The sequence below is a fragment of the Bacillus coreaensis genome (assembly GCF_050586445.1).
Classification (GTDB): domain Bacteria; phylum Bacillota; class Bacilli; order Bacillales; family Cytobacillaceae; genus Robertmurraya_A; species Robertmurraya_A coreaensis.
In genome coordinates, this window is record NZ_JBOCCY010000020.1 from 1 (window position 1) to 18,771 (window position 18,771).

An 18,771-nucleotide genomic window follows, 5' to 3' on the forward strand; every position below is an offset into this window, starting at 1 on the left:
AACTTAGTTAAAACGTTGACGTTTGTTGTTGTCTTGTTCAGTTTTCAAGGTTCAATTAAGCACTTGATTATCTTACTATATCATTTCACCGTTGTCAACTTCTACGAAAAACTTTTTTCGAAAGTTTTTTTCAAGTCGTTGTTGTCGGCTACATGTATTACTATATCATCTTAATTCGCAGAAGTCAACTTCTGTTTTCTAACTATTTTTTAAAGAGACTTCAAATTTTTGAAGCCGAAGAATATCTTACATAATTTCACGATAAAACACAATAACTTTCTCTTTTATTTTGATAAAACATAGAAGTTGCGGACATCAAAGATATCCGCATCGCAATTTATCATTTATTTCGTTTCCTAATCTTAAAGATCGGATCCTTCATTGCCTCACCGCGAGTATACTCATCCAAACTTTTAAAGGTATAACCTTTCTGTTTTAAATCCTTAATGATTGTTTCTAAAGCATCCGCATTGTCCTTTGATACCGTGTGCAACAACAGTACCGCTCCCGGATGAATCTGCTTCATCACATTATTATAAGAATACTGCCATCCCTTTTGGTCGTCGCGGTACCAGTCAACAAAAGCGAGAGACCAGAAAACATGGGTGTAGCCCATTTCCTTAGCCTTCATAAGGGTACGTTCACTGAATACTCCTCGAGGTGGACGAAGGTACACCATATGTTTAACACCAGTAATTTCTTCGGTACCTGCACGAACTTTTTCAAGTTCTCTGTAAAATCTTTCGTCGCTTACAGTCGTCATATCCGGGTGATAATACGAATGATTGCCAACAATATGGCCTTCATCAGCCATCCGCTTCACAAGGTCAGAGGCGCTTTCTAAGTAATGACCAGTTATAAAAAAGGCGGCAGGTACTTTCTCTTTTTTCAGCACATCAAGCACCTTGGCTGTATACCCATTTTCATAGCCATTATCAAATGTTAAGAATATGTCCTTTTTCTTTGGATCACCTTTATAAAAGGCTCCGTACTTCTCTAACAGCTCATCATACTCTTTTCCGGCTTCGACCGGTTCTTCATTCGAAGATTTTTTAAAGCCCCAATGAATCGGAGCATTGGAGACACTTGCTGAGACGATGGTCGAAAAGCTAAGCAATAAGGAAAAAAGGATGGCTAACAGCTTTTTCATCTGTAGTCCCCTCTCACAGTACAAGTTTTCCTTATTGTCCGTAATTAGAGAGAAAATCATTCATGTTATTTGGAAAAACCGAGCGAAGCTTCGTTAGCTAAAACAAATTCAGCAATGGCTTGAGCATTTTTCATCGGATCGTTTATTAAAGTATCCACTTCTATATCATAGGCTTCATTCCGTTGGTGAACAAATTGTAGTTGTAGTCTTGCTTGTCCAATCCTTCGATCTCCACGTGCTATTTCACGTCTTTCTAGTTCCTCCACAGGACAATGAACACCAACAAAATAGATGGGATAGTCTCTCAATGTATGATAAGCATCTGTGATCGTTTCTTGATCGTGCAGCACATGGTCGATAATCAGATTTATGCCCTGGTCGGAAAACATAGCAATCGACCGATGAAAAAACATTTCTGTAGGGACAGGGATTAGACGGTCCGTCCCACGTTCTTCCATCCTTTCAATGATTGTGTCAAAGTCATCCACACTAAAATGAAAATAGTTAGGAAGAAGCTTCACGATTTCCTTTGACAATGTGCTTTTTCCCGCACTTGAAACACCATTTAAAAAGATTATATTCCCCTTCATTTGTTCCTCCGTTATGTAAAAAATCGAGTGCTACTACAGCACTCGATCCTATATTAAAATACTCGTTCTTTGAAATTAGCTAGCTTTTCTAAAGATGATTTTTCCACATCTTGATGCAAGCTGTTTCCATGGGAATCCATTGTCACCACGGCTGTAAAACCTTCTACTTTTAAATGCCACATCGCTTCTGGGATTCCAAATTGCATAAGTTCTACACCTTCAACCGATTTAATACAATCAGCATAGTACTGTGCTGCTCCCCCAATTGCATTCAAGTACACGCCACCGTGTTCTTTTAAGGCAGCTAGAGTTTTTAAACCCATTCCGCCTTTTCCAATAACTGCACGGATACCAAATCTCTTCATGATATCTCCTTGGTAAGGCTCCTCACGAATACTGGTTGTTGGGCCAGCCGCTTTAACATGCCATTTGCCTTCGTCATCCTTTAGCATAACCGGTCCACAATGGTAAATGATTTGTCCGTCAAGGCTAATCGGTGCATCATGGTCAGACAAATATTTATGAATGGCATCGCGCCCCGTGTACATCATTCCATTAATTTTTACAACATCGCCCACTTGAAGTTCACGGATTTGCTCTTCTGTGATAGGCGCTTCAAGTGTAACCACGCGATTCTCTATTTCTTGAGAAGCCGCTGTTTGTGCTTGCGCTTCTTGTTCCGCAGCAAAATCTACGTTCTCTCCTTCTTGATACATCCAGCTGTTGATCTCACCTGTTTCTGGATTCACTTCTACTCCTAAACGGCGATACGCCCAACAGTTATACGCTACAGATACGAAGAAGCTCGCAGGGATACGGTTAATGACACCTACTTTACAACCAAGGAGAGTTGTTTCCCCACCAAATCCCATCGTACCAATTCCCAATTCATTAGCGTGATCCATCACGTATTCTTCCAATTTTCGAAGATCTTCGTTAGGATTCACATCGTCTACCGAACGGAATAGCTGCTCTTTTGCTAATTCATAACCAGATGTTCGATCTCCCCCGATACCGACACCGATAAAACCAGCGCTACAGCCTTGTCCTTGTGCTTGATATACCGAGTGCATGATACATTTTCGAATTCCATCTAGATCACGACCTGCGCGACCAAGTCCTTCTAGCTCTGCTGGTAAGCTATATTGAATATTTTTATTTTCACAACCGCCACCCTTTAAAATCAGGCGCACGTCGATATAATCCTTTTCCCATTGTTCGAACTTGATAACAGGGGTACCTTCTCCAAGATTGTCTCCACTGTTATCACCGGTAAGAGAGTCCACTGAGTTTGGACGAAGTTTTCCGGCTTTCGTTGCTTGGGCAATTGCTTCTTTAATTGCTTTTTTCATCACGATTTGGTTGGCTCCAACAGGCGTTTTAATTTTAAACGTTGGTAGCCCTGTATCCTGACAGATTGGCGACACATTGTCATCTGCCATCATAATATTGTTTGTAATTGTTGCTAAGCTCATTGCTGAGCGTGTACCTGCGCTCTCTTTTTCCTTCGCCGCACGAATGGCACGTCGAACATCCTTTGGCAGTTTTGTTGATGTTTCTACGATGAGTTGATACATACTTTCCTGAAACTTCTCGATATTCATGACTGGTTCCCCTTCCCCATGTATCTAAAAAAATAAGTATGAATTTTTCAACATTTCCCCACACATATTATACTCCTATCACGATTTGATGAAAAGGGTTTAGATGGAATCGGTTACAGGTACGGAGTGTTTGATGTAGATCGGTTTATCGGCGAGTTTTAGTAATAAATCAGCGAGTTTAGAGGATTTATCAGCGAGTTTTTTATTATATCGGCGACTTTGAGGATTATTTCGGCGAGTTGTTCAATTCGCTCCTTGGAAATTTAAAAACGGCCGTGAGTATCACGGCCATCGAGGTCGGCTTTCATAGAAAATCCTATTTTTATCCGCGAGTTTCACCCGCAACCCCATACTTCTTCACCAACAAGTACCTCTGAAGCCCATGCGTCAAGCGAATCGCTTCCTGCTGGTGCTTGATTTCGAGATCCCTCTCCCCACGTCTACCTGCAACCTCCGCTAATATCGCTTCCTTCATCCAAGGTTTCTTCTGCTCCTTAGCGAGTTGCAAGGCACGCTCCAGCTCTTCCTCCTCAATCGCCAATAGCCCCTCATAATACAATCGCAACGCTGGCTGCTTGATCTTGGCAATTACGTCTTTTTCTTCCACTAACTTTCCTTTATACGCAGCATATGTAACAGAATAAATTGTATAATAATGACCTTTTTTATATTTTTCACGTACGTCACGAAGTGCTTTTTCTACCTGAAAGTCATCCTCGTTTGCTAACGCATAATAAAAATGAAAGATAGGCTGATTCAGTCTAGCTTCTAAAAACCTCTCCACCTTTTTCATATTGTCCGTTAGATAGAGGTTGATCATGATGGGCAAATTGCTCACTGCCATAGTAATCAATAAAATGACTACAATTAATATCCAAAATGGAATGTCAACCAATGCCGCAATGATACCAAGAACGATGGCAAACCCTAAGATAATCGCAAACTGACTTCTACTTAACATAAAAGTTATTCCCTCTTTCTTTCCTGTTCGAGCAATTCGATAATGCGGTCCAGTTTTTCTTCAATTGCTGAAGATGAAGGTTTCTTCGACCGATTTAAATAACTCACAAGTATGTAAATAAACACCGTAACAAACCCGACCATTAATAGCATGGATAAAATCTGAAATAACAAATCTCCCATATTCAACATTCTCCACATCCTTTCTATATATATGTACGAATACATGTAACATAAGTTTCATTATAGAAAAAAGTGCAGCTTCACTAAGCTACACTTTGTCATTTATTGATCGCGGTTATTAAATTCTCGGCATTTTGATTCTAAATCATCAATCATTTCAATTAGACGATCGATATCTTCCAGCTCTGTATTTTCTGGCTCAATCGCATCCAATACTTCAATAAACATATTTAATCGTTGTTTTAAAAATGTAACCTGTGAATTCTTATCGCTTACTTTGTTACCCAATTCGACTCGCTCCTTTCACTCGTTTTTCATCCTACAGAAATTCCTTCCAACTTTCAAGGCTGTTTGCTTCTATTTTCCCCATTTTTCAAAGAAGTTGAACATGGATTGACAGATTCATCATACAAATTGATAATAGCAAAGGATGATCTTGAAAAAGGAGAGAATCGATGAAGACAATGAACAAACCAACCATCACTCCCCAGTATGATCCTTGGGAAGCTTATATGGATGTAGAACAACACGGGAAAATGACCCTGTCAAATATAGAATTTACAACAACCACACTCTGCAATATGCGCTGTGAGCATTGTGCAGTTGGTTATACTTTGCAGCCAAAGGATCCTAAGGGCTTGCCAGTCGACTTATTAATTCAAAGGCTTGATGAAATACCACATCTTCGCTCGCTTAGTATTACAGGTGGAGAACCTATGCTATCACTGAAGTCGGTTGAGAACTATGTGCTTCCTTTGTTTGAGTATGCCCATTCACGTGGGGTTCGTACTCAGATTAACTCAAATCTTACATTAGATATTGAACGTTATTATAAAATCAGCCCCTATTTAGATGTTCTCCATATTTCGCATAATTGGGGAACAGTGGATGATTTTATCGACGGTGGATTTGCGATGATGGAAAAGAAACCAACTCGTGAGCAACGTGCCGCACTTTTCAATCGAATGATTGAAAACAGCCGTGCATTGGTCGATGCAGGAGTGATGGTATCAGCGGAGACGATGCTGAATAAGCGGACTCTTCCCTACTTAGAAAGTATTCACGAACAGATCGTTGAAGAAATGAAGTGTCAACGTCATGAAATACACCCGATGTACCCTTCTGACTTCGCATCTAATCTAGAAGTTCTCGGGCTAGTCGAAATGCGCCAAGCGATTCACCGATTACTTGACTTCCGAAACGAAAAGGTATGGATGCTGTTTGGAACGTTACCATTCTATGCGTGTAACACAAGTGAAGAAGATCAAGCTCTTTTACAAAAGCTTAGTCTTGCAAAAAATGTATCTGTCCGCAATGATCCTGATGGACGCTCAAGACTCAATATTAATATTTTCACAGGGGAAGTCATCGTAACGGATTTCGGCGATACTCCACCACTTGGAAATATTCAAACCGATGAGTTACCTGGCATTTTTAATAAATGGCTTGAGACGGATTTGGCCAAAAGCTTAAGTTGCCATTGTCCGTCCGCTCGATGCCTAGGACCGAATGTGTTAGTGAAAAATAGCTATTATAAAGACATGGATTTTTCTACACGGAAAGCTCTCATTTAACAATGAAAGGGTCGATCACCAAGTTTAGTGATCGACCCTTTTATTCATTCTTACACTTATCTCGGCTTATCTGGTGCGATGAATCCAAATGAAACATGGTCCTGAACAGGAATCCAAGCACCTATTCCTTGCGACGTTACGTTTTTCACCACGATCATTTTTTTGCTGCCTTTAAGCATGATATACACTTCACCGTAAGTGACTTTTCCTTTTTCATTCACAGCTGGTGCGTAACCATACAGATAGCCAAGGCGTTTCGGTGGTACATTGTAAACTTGATCCTTCTTCGTCCCCCCGCCTACGACCGTTTCAAATGCAAGAGGAAGACCTGTTTTTTCTGCAGCCTTTAACAGCATCATTTTCTTAACATCCTCTGCATTAGCCACCTTGGATGTTAATCCACCTCGTACAATTTTCTGCATTTCTTGGACATAATGCATTTGGTAATTGGTATTTCCTCCACGATTGTCTACATAATTCGTATTAATTTTTTGATATTCCCAGTTCGGTGCCGTTTCACTTGATTCATAATTTAGCGGCCACTGTCCTAAGTAAATGATCGCACGGTAACCGACAGCAAACGGTGTACTGTTCACAGTAGTTTCATTTAACATGCGAATCAATTCTGGGTTTTCGATTTTCACTTTAGAAGATTCAATTAAATCCTTAGTCAGTTCACTAGGTTGCAAGGTCGGCATATCCTGAGTTGGGTTTGGATATGTATTTTCTTTTGTAATGTTTAGTACTGAGTTTGGAACTTGAACTTGTTGTTGTTTTTCTTTTTTTGCTTCAGGTGCAGCTGGTTTTTCAGCGTGTATGGTGGAAAAAGATAAGAGCGAGAAAAGAAAGCCAACGACTAGCGCATACAATAACTTTCTCATGTAGTGGAACTCCTTTCAGCTAACTCATAGATTTGATATTAGTTTTTTCGGAGTTCCATCAAATTATCCATTTGCCAAAAACTTCTACCATCTCTTAATTAAAACTCTTTCCCACATCAAGCTAAAAAAGGCAATAAACGGCCCTAGACCAAGTGCCACGGCAAACGTACCCAACCCAATCGGCCCATGAAGGAGAACAGCAAAGCATAGGGCTAGTACCTCACCAATCGTTTTGGCTGTTCCGAGTGTAATCTTGTATCTATCCTTCAAAGCAATCATAAAGTCGTCAATTGGGCTCAGTGGCCATCTTGCCTGTATATACGTAGCGATGCCTAATGAAATGAGTAGGATTCCCACGGTAAGGCTTATTAACTTAGGATAGAACCCTACTGGATGAAACCCATCAAACACAAATAATAGCCACCCATCAATAAAAATCCCACTAATAGCTACCGTGATGGCACAGGACACTTCTGGCATCGTCTTCTTGATCAGCGCATTCAAGAAGATTAACAGTAGACCAATAATGATGGACCAACCACCTACCGTTAGCCCTACCAAATGGGTCAATCCAACATTCAGTGAGTCCCAAGGGCCAGCACCAAGATCAGCTTTTATGGTTAGAGAAGCACCTAAAGTCAAAATAGCAAGTCCACCAACATAGAACGATAAGCGATGTATAAACAACGAGTAAATAAGCCCCCTTTCGCCAAATTGTAACAATATTGTAATGTTCTGAATATTTACATAAATAATTTTGTGAGCTATAATAAGCTTACATTCTAACAAAGGAGGATAGTAGAACATTCGCTTAACACTTTTAAAAGGAGGTTTGTAGTTTATCTTGTTATTCGTCTCTTCTTTAACGAAACCATCATTATAAAGAGGGAGTTGATAAACTAGAAAACAAGCGTCTGTATCTTTTTATTCCGACCTTGTCCAACATATTCTTGAAAATATCAATATTACTTAAAAAAATAAAAAAAGACTCTGTATCGTTTCTTGATACCGAGTCTTTTTTGGCCTTTATAATAAATAAAATCCAATTCCCATAATAAAATAGGCAGCTAGTAAGGTGGCTCCTTCAAACCAATTGGATTCTCCATCGTTTGCGATGATAATCGACAATAACACAGCCGACGCCATCGCAATCAGCTCCTGGATAGTGAACACTAATGGCATCGGTGTTGGGAAAAATAAAGAAACTAACACGAGCGCAGGTGCTACGAACATCGATATTTGCAGTGTCGACCCCACCGCAATTTCTACCGCGATATCCATTTTGTTTTTATAAGCCATAATAACCGCAGATGCGTGCTCAGCAGCATTTCCAACAATAGCCACGATAATGACTCCGATGAAAAGCTCGGTCCATCCGAAGGTTTCTCCGACTACTTCAAAGGTATGAACGAGATTTTCAGAAACGTATGCGACAGCAAGTGTGGCAATAAATAACACTCCAATCGCTTTGTTTCTTCCCCATTCCGGAACCTCTTCCTCATGTTCTTCACCTTCGTCAGAGGATTGATATACCCCACGATGAGTAACCAGCTTAAAAAATAAAGCCGCTAAGTATAAAAGAATTAAAATCACCGAGATGCCAACGCTTAAGGACATTTTTTCCGTTGGTTCCATGGTCATTGAAAATACTTCAGGTATCACAAATGCAACAATCACAGCAAACATTAGTAATCCAGAATTATGTCTTGCATCGAACACATTAAAGGTTTGTCTTTTATATTTAATACCGCCGACAAAAAATGAAAGTCCTGCCACCAACAAAAGGTTTCCTAGGACAGAACCGGTTAATGAGGCAAGAACGACACCCGTTAATCCTGCTTTTAACGCAAACACAGAAATAATTAACTCTACCGCATTGCCAAAGGTTGCATTCAACAATCCTCCTACTCGGGGTCCGGTAACGATAGCCAAGCTCTCGGTCGCTCTCCCCATAAAACTAGATAACGCAATAATCGTTAAACAGTAGATAATAAACATGATAATACTTGACCAGTGCATCATCGTACCGATCACAGATAACGGCACACCCACAAGGACCAATATCAAGAATACTTTATTTGCCATCATGTCTTCCTTCTTCCATGTAAAATTTATCAGTTATAAAAACTCGGTTACGAGACAGATTATAGGTAGCTTCTTAAAAGGAGAGATCGTAATGAATGTAAAAGATAAAGTACTACATATGTTTGATAAACACGCGATTGGAACGCTTGCTACGATTCAAGACGGGAAACCATTTAGCCGATTTATGCTCTTTTTTCACGATGGGTTAACATTATATGCAGCCACTCACAAACACACCCATAAGCTAGATGACATGAATGCCAATCCAAATGTTCACATTTTACTCGGTCTCGAAGCAGGAAGCTTTACCCATCATTATTGTGAAATTGAAGCAACCGCCTCCATTGAGGAATCGCCAGACCTTCGAAAAAGATTTTGGGACGACTCGTTAGCTGAATGGATGTCGGGCTCGGATGATCCGAATTACGTATTATTAGCTTTCAAGCCACAAAGAATCCTTTATTTTGAAAAAGCAGGCAGTGAGCCGGAAGAGTTAATCATTTAAAAAGAGGGGCAGAAAAATTCTGCCCCTCCCCTTTATGAACCATTTGAAGCAATTTCAAACGTTTCAATGATTTCTATTTTTCCAACCACGGATTGAACCATCGAGCAGTTTTTCCTTGTTAATTCCATTGCCTTATGAATTTTCTTTTCGTCTAGGTTCACACCTTTAATTGTAAAGTGAACTTTGATCACCTCGACCCGATCGGCTTCCTCTTTGTTTCTTTCAACGTCTGTAGCAATGTGTATATCTTCAATGGTCATGCGCATCTTCTCAAGCACTTTGCGAAGAACCCCCCCGCTGCAGACGGCAACAGAAGCAACCAAAAGCTGATAAGGACGGAATCCGTAAGCTTCATCACCTGACACATCTAATCTTCCGTATGGAGTTTCTGTGTAAAACCCGACATCCTTCATATGAAATTCCATTTGCTCACCTCGATATGATTTTCATACACATGAGATTACACTATTTTTCCAATTTTATAAAGAAATTCAGGATAAAATTTTGTTTCAACCTCCGAAATATTCTTGTATGATGGGAGAAGAAATATGAAGGAGAAACATTATATGAAAAATAGTAAACACGCTTTCTGGATCCTTGTCAGTATTGTAGCGATTTCAGGCTTCAGCCAAGGGATGCTGCTTCCATTAGTCGCGGTTATTTTTGAAAAAAGCGGGATTAGTTCTGGAATGAACGGAATGAATGCTACTGCTTTATATATAGGAATTCTTATAGCCTCTCCTTTTATGGAGCAGCCGCTTCGAAAGTTCGGATATAAAAATATTATTTTAATTGGGGGATTATTGGTTGTTGTTGCCCTTGCCCTTTTTCCTTTGTGGCAGAACTTTTGGTTTTGGCTTTTGCTTCGCTTTTTCATTGGTATAGGTGACCACGCCCTTCACTTTGCGACACAAACCTGGATTACTTCTTCTTCTCCAGAAGCAACTAGAGGAAGAAATCTATCCTTATACGGATTGTTTTTTGGAATAGGGTTTGCGGCAGGACCCCTGATGACACCACTTGTAAACATTAGTCCCTCCCTTCCGTTTATCATCTCCTCAGCCATTTGTCTTGTCGGATGGGTGTTTATTTTCGCATTAAAAAATGAGTACCCTGAGAATGACGAGGGGATCGGTGGACTAAAAGACACGGGAAAACGATTTGGGCAAGCACTAAAGTATGGTTGGGTAGCTTTTTTGCCACCCCTTGCGTATGGCTTTTTGGAATCATCACTGAATGGAATTTTTCCAGTATATGCCCTCAGGTCTGGTATTGAAGTGTCAGAAGTGTCTATCTTGCTTACTTCCTTCGCAGTTGGTGGGATTATTACACAGCTACCGCTTGGAATTCTTAGTGACCGCTTTGGTCGCCGGAAAGTGCTGATCGTCATTTTATTTCTTGGATTTACGAGCTTCTCTGCAGCGAGCTTTTTAGAAGAATCATTTCTTGGTTTATTTATTTGTTTCCTCTCATCCGGTATGGTGGTAGGTTCAACATTCTCGCTTGGAATAGCGTTTATGACTGATATTATGCCAAAAAATTTATTACCTACAGGAAATTTGCTTTGTGGGATCGCTTTTAGCCTGGGAAGCTTAACAGGACCTTCGATTGGTGGGGTCATCATTCAAGCCTTTCAACAAATCAGCTTTTTTCATATCGTCAGTACGCTTCTTTTTTCCATCTTCCTTGTGATTGTTGTGTTTGGGAAACGGATGAAAGTAAACTTAGCGAGTGAAAGAAATGCATGATTTTACTAATTTTAAAATTAAAACTATTACAATGTATGTAAATGTGGTAGATCCTCTATCGATCTAAGGAAGAAAAATATAATGAGCAAAACCCTTCTTACCTCGTAAGATATATGGTATGATGAAGTTAATAAAATATAACCCAAGCAATTCTGCTGTCATCATTAGATGACAGCTTTCGTGTTTTTTAGGGGTAATGACTTTGATTATTTTTCTCAATTAGACGAATGGAGGAGAGAATATGAATACAGAATTAAAGGCTTTAGAGAGACCTATTGAAGCAAATGAAAGCTTTTTTGAAAAAATGAAGCCGCATGCTGAATTAATTGCTGCTATTACTAGTGGTGTTCTCATTGCGGTTGGTTGGATATTAGAAAAAATGGATTGGTCAGCTGCTTCTATTGTTGTTTTTCTGTTCGCTTTTGTGATCGGTGGATTTGCTAAGGCGAAGGAAGGAATAGAGGATACGATTGCAGACAAGGAATTGAACGTTGAAATGCTGATGATCTTTGCTGCGATTGGTTCAGCGATTATCGGTTATTGGACAGAGGGTGCCATTCTTATCTTTATTTTTGCGATGAGTGGAGCACTCGAGACGTATACCATGAATAAGAGCCATAAGGAGATCTCCGCTTTAATGGAACTTCAGCCTGAAGAGGCACTCCTTATCCGCGGGAATCATGAGACAACGGTTCATGTAAGTGAGCTTCGTATCGGCGATCATATTTTAGTCAAACCTGGTGAACGTGTTCCTTCAGACGGGAAAATTATTAAAGGTCAATCAAACTTAGATGAAGCGGCGATTACTGGAGAATCGATTCCTGTAAGTAAAGGAATCGGCGAAGAAGTATTTGCAGGTACGGTGAATGTAAATGGATCTCTTACCGTTGAGATCACGAAGCCAAGTAGCGAAACTTTATTTCAAAAGATCATTCAATTGGTTCAATCCGCACAAAGCGAAAAATCACCTTCTCAGCTTTTCATTGAAAAATTCGAAGGGACCTATGTAAAAGTCGTTCTTGCGGTTGTTGTTCTTATGATGTTTGTTCCTCATTATGTTCTTGGCTGGAGTTGGACGGAAACCTTTTATCGGGCCATGATTTTACTAGTGGTTGCCTCTCCTTGTGCGTTAGTTGCGTCGATCATGCCGGCAACACTATCGGCCATTTCCAATGGCGCGAAGCACGGCATCCTTTTTAAAGGGGGGGTTCATCTAGAAAACCTTAGCCATCTGCAAGCCATTGCCTTTGATAAAACTGGAACACTTACAAAAGGGAAGCCTGAGGTAACAGATATCATTGTTGTCGAAGGTATGGAAAGGCAGCCTCTTTTACAAGCAGTCGCATCTATTGAGAATCATTCGAATCACCCACTAGCTCAGGCGATTGTTACTTATGTTAAGAAAGAAACAGGAGCTACGCTCAATCATCCTGATAGCATTGAAGATGTATCGGGATATGGTATAAAAGCAAGTGTTGACGGGATGGATTGGAAAATTGGTAAAGCTGACTTTGTTGGCAAGATAGAGGCAGAAAGCTTTTCTAAAGGCATAGCTAAACAGCTTGCATCTGAAGGAAAAACGATTGTTTTTGTCAATCAAAATGAGAAACTTGTTGCCCTTATTGCATTAAAGGATGTGGTACGTGAGGAAACAAAAGCGGCCATTGATTTATTAAAAGCAAAAGGGATCTATACGATCATGCTAACAGGCGACAGTGAGAAAACCGCTGAAGCGATCGCTGGCGAAAGTCATGTAAATGAATATGTTGCTGAATGCCTGCCAGAAACAAAGGTGGAAAAATTAAAAGAAATTCGAAAGCGTTTTGGTACTGTTGCCATGGTTGGAGATGGGATCAATGATGCACCTGCCTTAGCCACCGCTAATGTGGGGATTGCCATGGGTGAAGGCTCCGATGTTGCACTTGAAACAGCTGATATCGTGTTAATGAAGAACGATCTTCCTCGCATTGCCGAAGCCATTACACTGTCTGAAAGAATGAATCGGATTATCAAACAAAATGTCATTTTTTCGATCACTGTCATCATGTTGTTAATTGCTTCAAACTTCCTCCAATTTTTAGACCTTCCTTTTGGGGTCATCGGACATGAAGGTAGTACGATTCTTGTTATTTTGAACAGCTTACGTTTATTAAAGTCATAGAAAGAGCCGGGGATCATCCCCGGCTTTTTAACATGCTTCGTCCTTCATTTTGCTATAAAGTGCATTAATTTCTCCACCAATAATCATAATAATTCCGGACATATAAAACCAAATCATCAATACGATGATCGCTCCGATGCTTCCATAGGTTGCCGAGTAATTACCAAAATTGCTTACATAGTAGGAAAAAGCAAGCGAAACGAGTGCCCACCCGATGGTTGCAAAAATGGCCCCAGGTACCGCACGGACACACTTAAATTTTTTATTTGGTGCGATCCAGTACAGACCAACAAATACCGTAAACAAAATGAGGGAACTAACCACCCATCGAAACGCAATCCAAATCGACAAAAATTCATCTGATAAACCAAATGCAGAAAATAAGAATATGCCGATTTGCTTTCCGAAAACAGGAAGCAACAAAGCAACAATAAAGACAAAAATCATCGCAAAGGTTAATAAGATAGACATACCCCTTGCGACGAAAAAGGACCGACTTTCTTTGACATCATACGCATGGTTAAATGCTCGAACAATGGCGTTAATTCCATTAGATGCTGACCAAATGGTGGCAATGATCCCGAAAGAGAGCAATCCCCCGTTCCTTTTTTCCATAATATCGTTTAAGTTGGTTTCGATCAGTGTAAAGGTTTCAGTTGGAGCAAAATCTTCTATAAATCCTAAGAGCTCTGGTTGAGAAATGGGTAAAAACGAAATCAGCGTCGCTAAAAATATGAGCAGTGGAAATAAAGAAAGCAGAAAGAAGTAGGCTAGCTGTGCAGCCAGTCCAAATACATCATCCTGCAATACTCTTTTTGTAAGTAAGGTAAGAAATCTTAGATTAATAACCATTCCATTCCCCCTTCTTTACGATGAACTATTCTTCTTCGTTTTGGAAAACTTCTTTTGTTTCCTTGACAATCCCCTTTACGGCTGGTGTTACTTCGCGAAGTTCCTCGACCTTGTCAGCGATAAAAGAAATGTCTCCGCTCACTTGCTCTACGGTTGAACGAATTTTTGTTGTCGCATCCTTCACCTGTTCGACCACTTCATCTGGGTGCTTGATATAATAGGATAGCTCCCCACTTGTCTTTTTACAGCTTTGTACAACAGCCTGTCTGGTGTCACGATCGAGTAAACTGATTGCCCCTCCGGCAAGAGCTCCCCAAAGGACACCTGTCCAAAACTTTTTTGTTCCACTCATCTCATTTTCCCTCCCAGCTTGCATTCTCATTCGTTTGAATTTCTTTTAATAAACGTTCACAGCCGATCTTTAATAAATCAAACACTTCTTGAAAGTTCCCGGTAAAGTACGGGTCTGGAACATCCACTTTTTCTGCCTCCGGAACATAATCAAGTAATTTTACAATTTTGGCAGACGACTGAAGAGCATTCAGCTTATGTATATTTTTTTCATTTTGCGAGTCCATTGCCACAATATAATCAAACTCGTTCAGATCCGCTTCAGCGATTTGTCTCGCCACCTGACCTTCAAAACTAATTTGATGCTGACTTAATATATCCTGTGTTCCCTGATGAGGAGGCTTCCCAAGATGCCAATCTCCCGTACCCGCAGAGTCAACCGTTATTTTATGTTCTAATCCTTCCCTTTTCACTAAATCACGAAACATCGCCTCTGCCATTGGTGAACGACAAATATTCCCGAGGCACACAAATAATACTTTAACCATAACTATTTCCCTCCTTTCTACATTTTGTAGGAAAAGGAACGGCTTTTCAACCTTTCAGGAAAGAAGTTGCCGAAATTCATTTGACTTTTATAGGGGAACATGGAAAGATAATTTTACAAGCTTGAAGAAAAAGGGGAGAACGAACAATGAACTTATCTGAGAAATCAGTAGAAAACGTGGAATATATGATTGAGAAAATAAAAGAAAAGTTAAAGGTATTAAATTTAGGTGCCATCAAACCATCACACTTTGATGAAAATATGTATGAAGAGCTAAAAGAAATTTATGACCTAGTCATGAAAAGAGATTCATTTAGCCCTAGTGAAACGCAAGCACTTGCGGAGGAATTAGGGAATCTAAGAAAACAATAATGCGCCGATTTTTTTAAAACGGCCCCTTTTGTACTGCATGGCTCAGGTTACTATACTGAGCCATTTTTAATATCCATTTTTGGTTCCTAGAGATGAGGGAATCAGCATGGTTTAAACATTAAGCGGAGAAATTCCTCTTAGATTAGAAAATTGCACTCAAAATAGCTTAAACAGACGGAAAGATTCCGCCTATTTACTCAAAAAACGTAAAAATGGGTGATTTTACTCTGCTTAATCGGAAACCTCCGCTTATATCCCCTGAACAGAGCTTTACTGTGCAGTCTAACGGAAAAATCTCCGCTTATTTCTTAGATATTTTTTGTCAGATAAATTGTATATCAAATGAAGGAGGGACAACAGCCGTTGTGCCCCGCCTCTTTTTTTACTGGTCCAACACTTCTGTGATAAGTAATGTGTGATTTTCCCCTAACGAAACTTCTTCATTTGAATCTAAGTATCGTACGAACGGTCTTTGAAGATTTCCTTTTACTTTCGTGACAATCGCTTTTCGCCCATTATTTAGAATGACCTTCGTGCCAGGAATAAAATGTGGTACCTCTTGGACAAATCGTTTGACCAGATCCGTACTAAAAAGCGTTCCACTCTTTGTCATTACATACTCCATCACCTCATGAGGAGGAATCCCCTTTTTCGATAATGCATTCTCGTAAAAATTCGCAATGCTGCAGATTTGGGCAAATTCATGTATCTCTTTTTCACGTAACCCTCTAGGTACTCCATTACCATCAAAGGCTTCGTGGTGCTGATAGGCAACATGTGCAGAAAGCAAACTCACTTCTCTTGTTTTTCGTAAATATTCGAACCCTACCCTCGGATGATCATCCTCCAAAGGGGTTAGAACCTTTCCTATGTCATGAAGTAATGTACCGACTGCTAAATCACGAATTTGCATTTGAGAAATTTGAAATTTTTTCGCGATTTGCAACGCAAGAAGTGTGACATTAACCGAGTGGGCATACTCGCGTAGATCTTCCGCTAATGAAGAGGCCGGAATTAAAAGAATGGCTTTTCTTTTATTTACTTCCTCAACCAACTTAATCGCGAGCTGTTGAATCGGTCGAATCGGAAGTTCTTCCTTTTTCTCTACGGCTTTATAAACCGCTTGTAGTACATCTACTGCATCCACCCATGTCGGAACATCGAGCATCTCCTCCATAGAAATTCCGAATGACTGTGCGTCCTCTATAAATAAATATCGAATATCAAGATCGATTAACTTTTGCAAGTATGTTGGATGGATCGAACGTCCTGCTGCGAGGAGGACCCTTTTCTGCCGATCAAAAATCGGTTTGGCCAACTGCATGGTGCGTGGCTCATATTCATCAATTCGAATTAATCTCATGGTTACTCCCTCTACACTCATTATTACCTTTAGTATACAAATTGTTCGTCAGCATTCCTATTGCCCTTTACTCCTAAGTTTCGCTTCTTCTATAGGATTGATAGGGGAATAGTTTGGGTGGGACCTTCAAATAATATGATGGAGTTATCCATATTTTGAAAGGAGGGATGTTTGAATGATACGTAAACTTCTTATGGTTTTACTTGCTGGTTTTCTAGTGACGTCTGTTGTTGCTTGTGACGACGCACCAGGAGAAGATGAGATTGGCGATGGAGAAGTACAAGATGAGGAATAAGTTTTTTTAGAATAAGAAGGGAACAGCACGAGTTACGTGTTGTTCCCTATTTTAGGTCCTGCCTAATTACACACCCATTTTACGGCGTTGATTGCTCACCTTTTTGGTTTGCTGGCTTTTCATTTTCTTCGTTGTTGCAGGACCGTTGGCGCTAGCTTTCCCTCCTGCTTGCTGACTTTTCTTTTTTTCTAGTTGTTGCTTAATGGCTTCTTGTAAGCTTATTTTCTTTTTTTCTGTTTCATGGTTTTCTGTCATGGGTCTTCCTCCATCTTACTTCATATAGTTTTGTGTTGATATGGATTGATTATTCACCTTGATCTGTTAGAATGATCGGACCATTCTTTGTGATGGCAATGGTGTGCTCAAATTGAGCTGAGTTTTTTCCGTCCACAGTACGAGCGGTCCAACCATTGGAATCCATCTTCGTTTCATAGCTTCCAATATTAACCATCGGTTCGATCGTAAATACCATTCCCTCTTTTATGCGAGGACCTTTTCCTGGTAGTCCAAAATGTGGAACATCCGGCTTTTCATGAATGGAGGGGCCAATTCCATGACCAATAAAGTTTCTTACGACCGAGAATCCCTCTCCTTCCACGTAGGTTTGAATCGCATGTCCGATATCTCCGATTCGATTTCCTACGACGGCTGCTTCAATTCCTTTGTATAAGCTCTTTTTAGTTACCTCTACAAGACGGTTTGTTTCTTCAGAAGCTTCTCCAACGATATATGTCCACGCAGAGTCTGCTAAGGCGCTATTCACATTGACAACCATATCTATTGTAACAATGTCCCCTGTATTTAGAGGGTCTTTTCTCGGAAAGCCGTGACATATCTCATCATTAATACTAGCACATGTGGCGTATTCGTAACCTCTATACCCCTTTTGCTGAGCAATTGCACCATGCTGTGCTAAATATTTATCAACAAACTGGTCAATTTCCCAAGTTGTTATTCCTGGTCGGATCATTTTTTTAATTTCTTTATGACAAGCAGCCAGAAGCTCCCCTGCTTTTTTCATGGCCTCTATTTCACGAGGTGATTTTAATACAATCATTTATCTCACTTCCCCAAATCCCAATAATGTATAGTCTATATTGTACTCTCTATCGGTCTATATTAGCAAAGCATTCCTATGTCTAATTTTGTTAGATAACCTCAAACAATAGTCAATCAAACGTTTGATTGAATTCCCTTCCCCCCTTTAAAATCAACAAACACAAAAAAAGAATTTGTCGAACAAAAAAAATAGGTTTCACCCACCCCCATCCCGGGTATAAGAGGGTGTCAGACACCCTCCGTGGACAAAATGGGGCATTCTGTCTTTTGGTGGCGTCTGTCACCGTTCGTGGACAGATGGGGTGGTTTTGTGCGTCTGGGGTGGACAGTGGGAATTTTTTAGTTACGGCCACAATTATCACTTTCAATACGAATGGTATTGTGTATAATGCTACATAGAAGGGTTAAAAGTTGTTTATCAGCTTTTAATCACTAGAACCGTAAAAACTATCCATTTGTGACTAACTAAAGAATTTTTAAGAACGGAACCTACTATTTTCGTTCTGAATATGGAACTAACGAATTTTTTTTGCTATTATGAATTCATACAG

21 protein-coding genes are annotated in these 18,771 nt (G+C 40.0%); 5 read left to right on the plus strand and 16 right to left on the minus strand.

Going from position 1 to position 18,771, the window contains the following annotated elements; genetic code table 11:
• Positions 1–340 precede the first annotated feature (340 nt).
• The 6 genes from pdaA to ACQ5H4_RS20465 form a co-directional block, all read right to left on the minus strand.
• Positions 341–1,150 (minus strand): delta-lactam-biosynthetic de-N-acetylase, encoded by an 810-nt coding sequence (gene pdaA / locus ACQ5H4_RS20440; protein WP_119706740.1) that lies wholly within the window; start codon positions 1,148–1,150, stop codon positions 341–343.
• Positions 1,151–1,215: 65 nt separating this feature from the next.
• Entirely contained in the window at positions 1,216–1,740 is a 525-nt protein-coding gene (locus tag ACQ5H4_RS20445) for a chloramphenicol phosphotransferase CPT family protein (RefSeq protein WP_430776812.1), read from the minus strand.
• Between the two features lie 53 nt (positions 1,741–1,793).
• Positions 1,794–3,344 (minus strand): fumarate hydratase, encoded by a 1,551-nt coding sequence (locus ACQ5H4_RS20450; protein ID WP_430776813.1) that lies wholly within the window; start codon positions 3,342–3,344, stop codon positions 1,794–1,796.
• A 322-nt stretch (positions 3,345–3,666) separates the two neighbouring features.
• The gene (locus tag ACQ5H4_RS20455) at positions 3,667–4,305 is read right to left on the minus strand and encodes a hypothetical protein (RefSeq protein ID WP_430776814.1); all 639 of its coding nucleotides are present in this window, start codon (positions 4,303–4,305) and stop codon (positions 3,667–3,669) included.
• A 5-nt stretch (positions 4,306–4,310) separates the two neighbouring features.
• Complete coding sequence (locus tag ACQ5H4_RS20460; protein WP_430776815.1) at positions 4,311–4,496, minus strand: DUF4083 family protein; 186 nt, start codon at positions 4,494–4,496, stop codon at positions 4,311–4,313.
• 93 nt (positions 4,497–4,589) lie between these two features.
• Complete coding sequence (locus tag ACQ5H4_RS20465) at positions 4,590–4,775, minus strand: SE1561 family protein (protein ID WP_119706735.1); 186 nt, start codon at positions 4,773–4,775, stop codon at positions 4,590–4,592.
• A gap of 167 nt (positions 4,776–4,942) precedes the next feature.
• On the opposite strand from ACQ5H4_RS20465, the gene yfkAB reads away from it, so the two are divergent.
• A complete protein-coding gene (gene yfkAB / locus ACQ5H4_RS20470) occupies positions 4,943–6,061 on the plus strand; it encodes a radical SAM/CxCxxxxC motif protein YfkAB (RefSeq protein WP_430776816.1) in 1,119 nt (372 codons plus the stop codon).
• Positions 6,062–6,117: 56 nt separating this feature from the next.
• Here yfkAB and ACQ5H4_RS20475 read toward each other — a convergent pair whose 3' ends face one another.
• The 3 genes from ACQ5H4_RS20475 to cax form a co-directional block, all read right to left on the minus strand.
• Positions 6,118–6,942, minus strand: coding sequence for a YfkD famly protein (locus ACQ5H4_RS20475; protein ID WP_430776817.1), 825 nt, complete (start codon positions 6,940–6,942; stop codon positions 6,118–6,120).
• Between the two features lie 84 nt (positions 6,943–7,026).
• Positions 7,027–7,629: a YczE/YyaS/YitT family protein gene (locus tag ACQ5H4_RS20480; protein ID WP_430776818.1), complete on the minus strand. Its 603-nt coding sequence runs from the start codon at positions 7,627–7,629 to the stop codon at positions 7,027–7,029.
• A gap of 339 nt (positions 7,630–7,968) precedes the next feature.
• Positions 7,969–9,027 carry a calcium/proton exchanger gene (gene cax / locus ACQ5H4_RS20485; protein ID WP_430776819.1) on the minus strand — a complete coding sequence of 353 codons (1,059 nt, stop codon included), beginning with the start codon at positions 9,025–9,027 and terminating at the stop codon, positions 7,969–7,971.
• A 91-nt stretch (positions 9,028–9,118) separates the two neighbouring features.
• On the opposite strand from cax, the gene ACQ5H4_RS20490 reads away from it, so the two are divergent.
• Positions 9,119–9,532 (plus strand): pyridoxamine 5'-phosphate oxidase family protein, encoded by a 414-nt coding sequence (locus tag ACQ5H4_RS20490; RefSeq protein WP_430776820.1) that lies wholly within the window; start codon positions 9,119–9,121, stop codon positions 9,530–9,532.
• A gap of 32 nt (positions 9,533–9,564) precedes the next feature.
• Here the strand turns inward: ACQ5H4_RS20490 and ACQ5H4_RS20495 are convergent, their stop codons facing one another.
• Complete coding sequence (locus ACQ5H4_RS20495) at positions 9,565–9,957, minus strand: OsmC family protein (protein ID WP_430776821.1); 393 nt, start codon at positions 9,955–9,957, stop codon at positions 9,565–9,567.
• 141 nt (positions 9,958–10,098) lie between these two features.
• Here ACQ5H4_RS20495 and ACQ5H4_RS20500 point away from each other — a divergent pair, with 141 nt between their 5' ends.
• Entirely contained in the window at positions 10,099–11,280 is a 1,182-nt protein-coding gene (locus tag ACQ5H4_RS20500) for an MFS transporter (protein WP_430776822.1), read from the plus strand.
• A gap of 241 nt (positions 11,281–11,521) precedes the next feature.
• Entirely contained in the window at positions 11,522–13,441 is a 1,920-nt protein-coding gene (locus ACQ5H4_RS20505) for a heavy metal translocating P-type ATPase (RefSeq protein WP_430776823.1), read from the plus strand.
• A 27-nt stretch (positions 13,442–13,468) separates the two neighbouring features.
• Here the strand turns inward: ACQ5H4_RS20505 and ACQ5H4_RS20510 are convergent, their stop codons facing one another.
• The 3 genes from ACQ5H4_RS20510 to ACQ5H4_RS20520 are packed head-to-tail and all read right to left on the minus strand — an operon-like array spanning position 13,469 to position 15,132.
• Positions 13,469–14,293: a YihY/virulence factor BrkB family protein gene (locus ACQ5H4_RS20510; protein ID WP_430776824.1), complete on the minus strand. Its 825-nt coding sequence runs from the start codon at positions 14,291–14,293 to the stop codon at positions 13,469–13,471.
• Between the two features lie 25 nt (positions 14,294–14,318).
• Positions 14,319–14,645, minus strand: coding sequence for a YtxH domain-containing protein (locus tag ACQ5H4_RS20515; protein WP_430776825.1), 327 nt, complete (start codon positions 14,643–14,645; stop codon positions 14,319–14,321).
• A gap of 1 nt (position 14,646) precedes the next feature.
• A complete protein-coding gene (locus tag ACQ5H4_RS20520) occupies positions 14,647–15,132 on the minus strand; it encodes a low molecular weight protein-tyrosine-phosphatase (RefSeq protein ID WP_430776826.1) in 486 nt (161 codons plus the stop codon).
• A 146-nt stretch (positions 15,133–15,278) separates the two neighbouring features.
• Between ACQ5H4_RS20520 and ACQ5H4_RS20525 the strand changes: the two genes are divergently transcribed.
• The gene (locus tag ACQ5H4_RS20525; protein ID WP_119706724.1) at positions 15,279–15,503 is read left to right on the plus strand and encodes a DUF1128 domain-containing protein; all 225 of its coding nucleotides are present in this window, start codon (positions 15,279–15,281) and stop codon (positions 15,501–15,503) included.
• A gap of 382 nt (positions 15,504–15,885) precedes the next feature.
• On the opposite strand, the gene ACQ5H4_RS20530 is transcribed toward ACQ5H4_RS20525, so the two are convergent.
• The 3 genes from ACQ5H4_RS20530 to map all read right to left on the minus strand — a co-directional run bounded on the left by ACQ5H4_RS20530 (position 15,886) and on the right by map (position 18,218).
• Positions 15,886–16,866, minus strand: a complete 981-nt coding sequence (locus ACQ5H4_RS20530; protein ID WP_430776827.1) for an HD-GYP domain-containing protein — start codon at positions 16,864–16,866, stop codon at positions 15,886–15,888.
• Between the two features lie 361 nt (positions 16,867–17,227).
• On the minus strand, positions 17,228–17,416 hold the full coding sequence (locus ACQ5H4_RS20535) for a hypothetical protein (protein WP_430776828.1): 189 nt from the start codon (positions 17,414–17,416) through the stop codon (positions 17,228–17,230).
• A 49-nt stretch (positions 17,417–17,465) separates the two neighbouring features.
• Entirely contained in the window at positions 17,466–18,218 is a 753-nt protein-coding gene (map, locus tag ACQ5H4_RS20540; RefSeq protein ID WP_430776829.1) for a type I methionyl aminopeptidase, read from the minus strand.
• Positions 18,219–18,771: the final 553 nt, after the last annotated feature.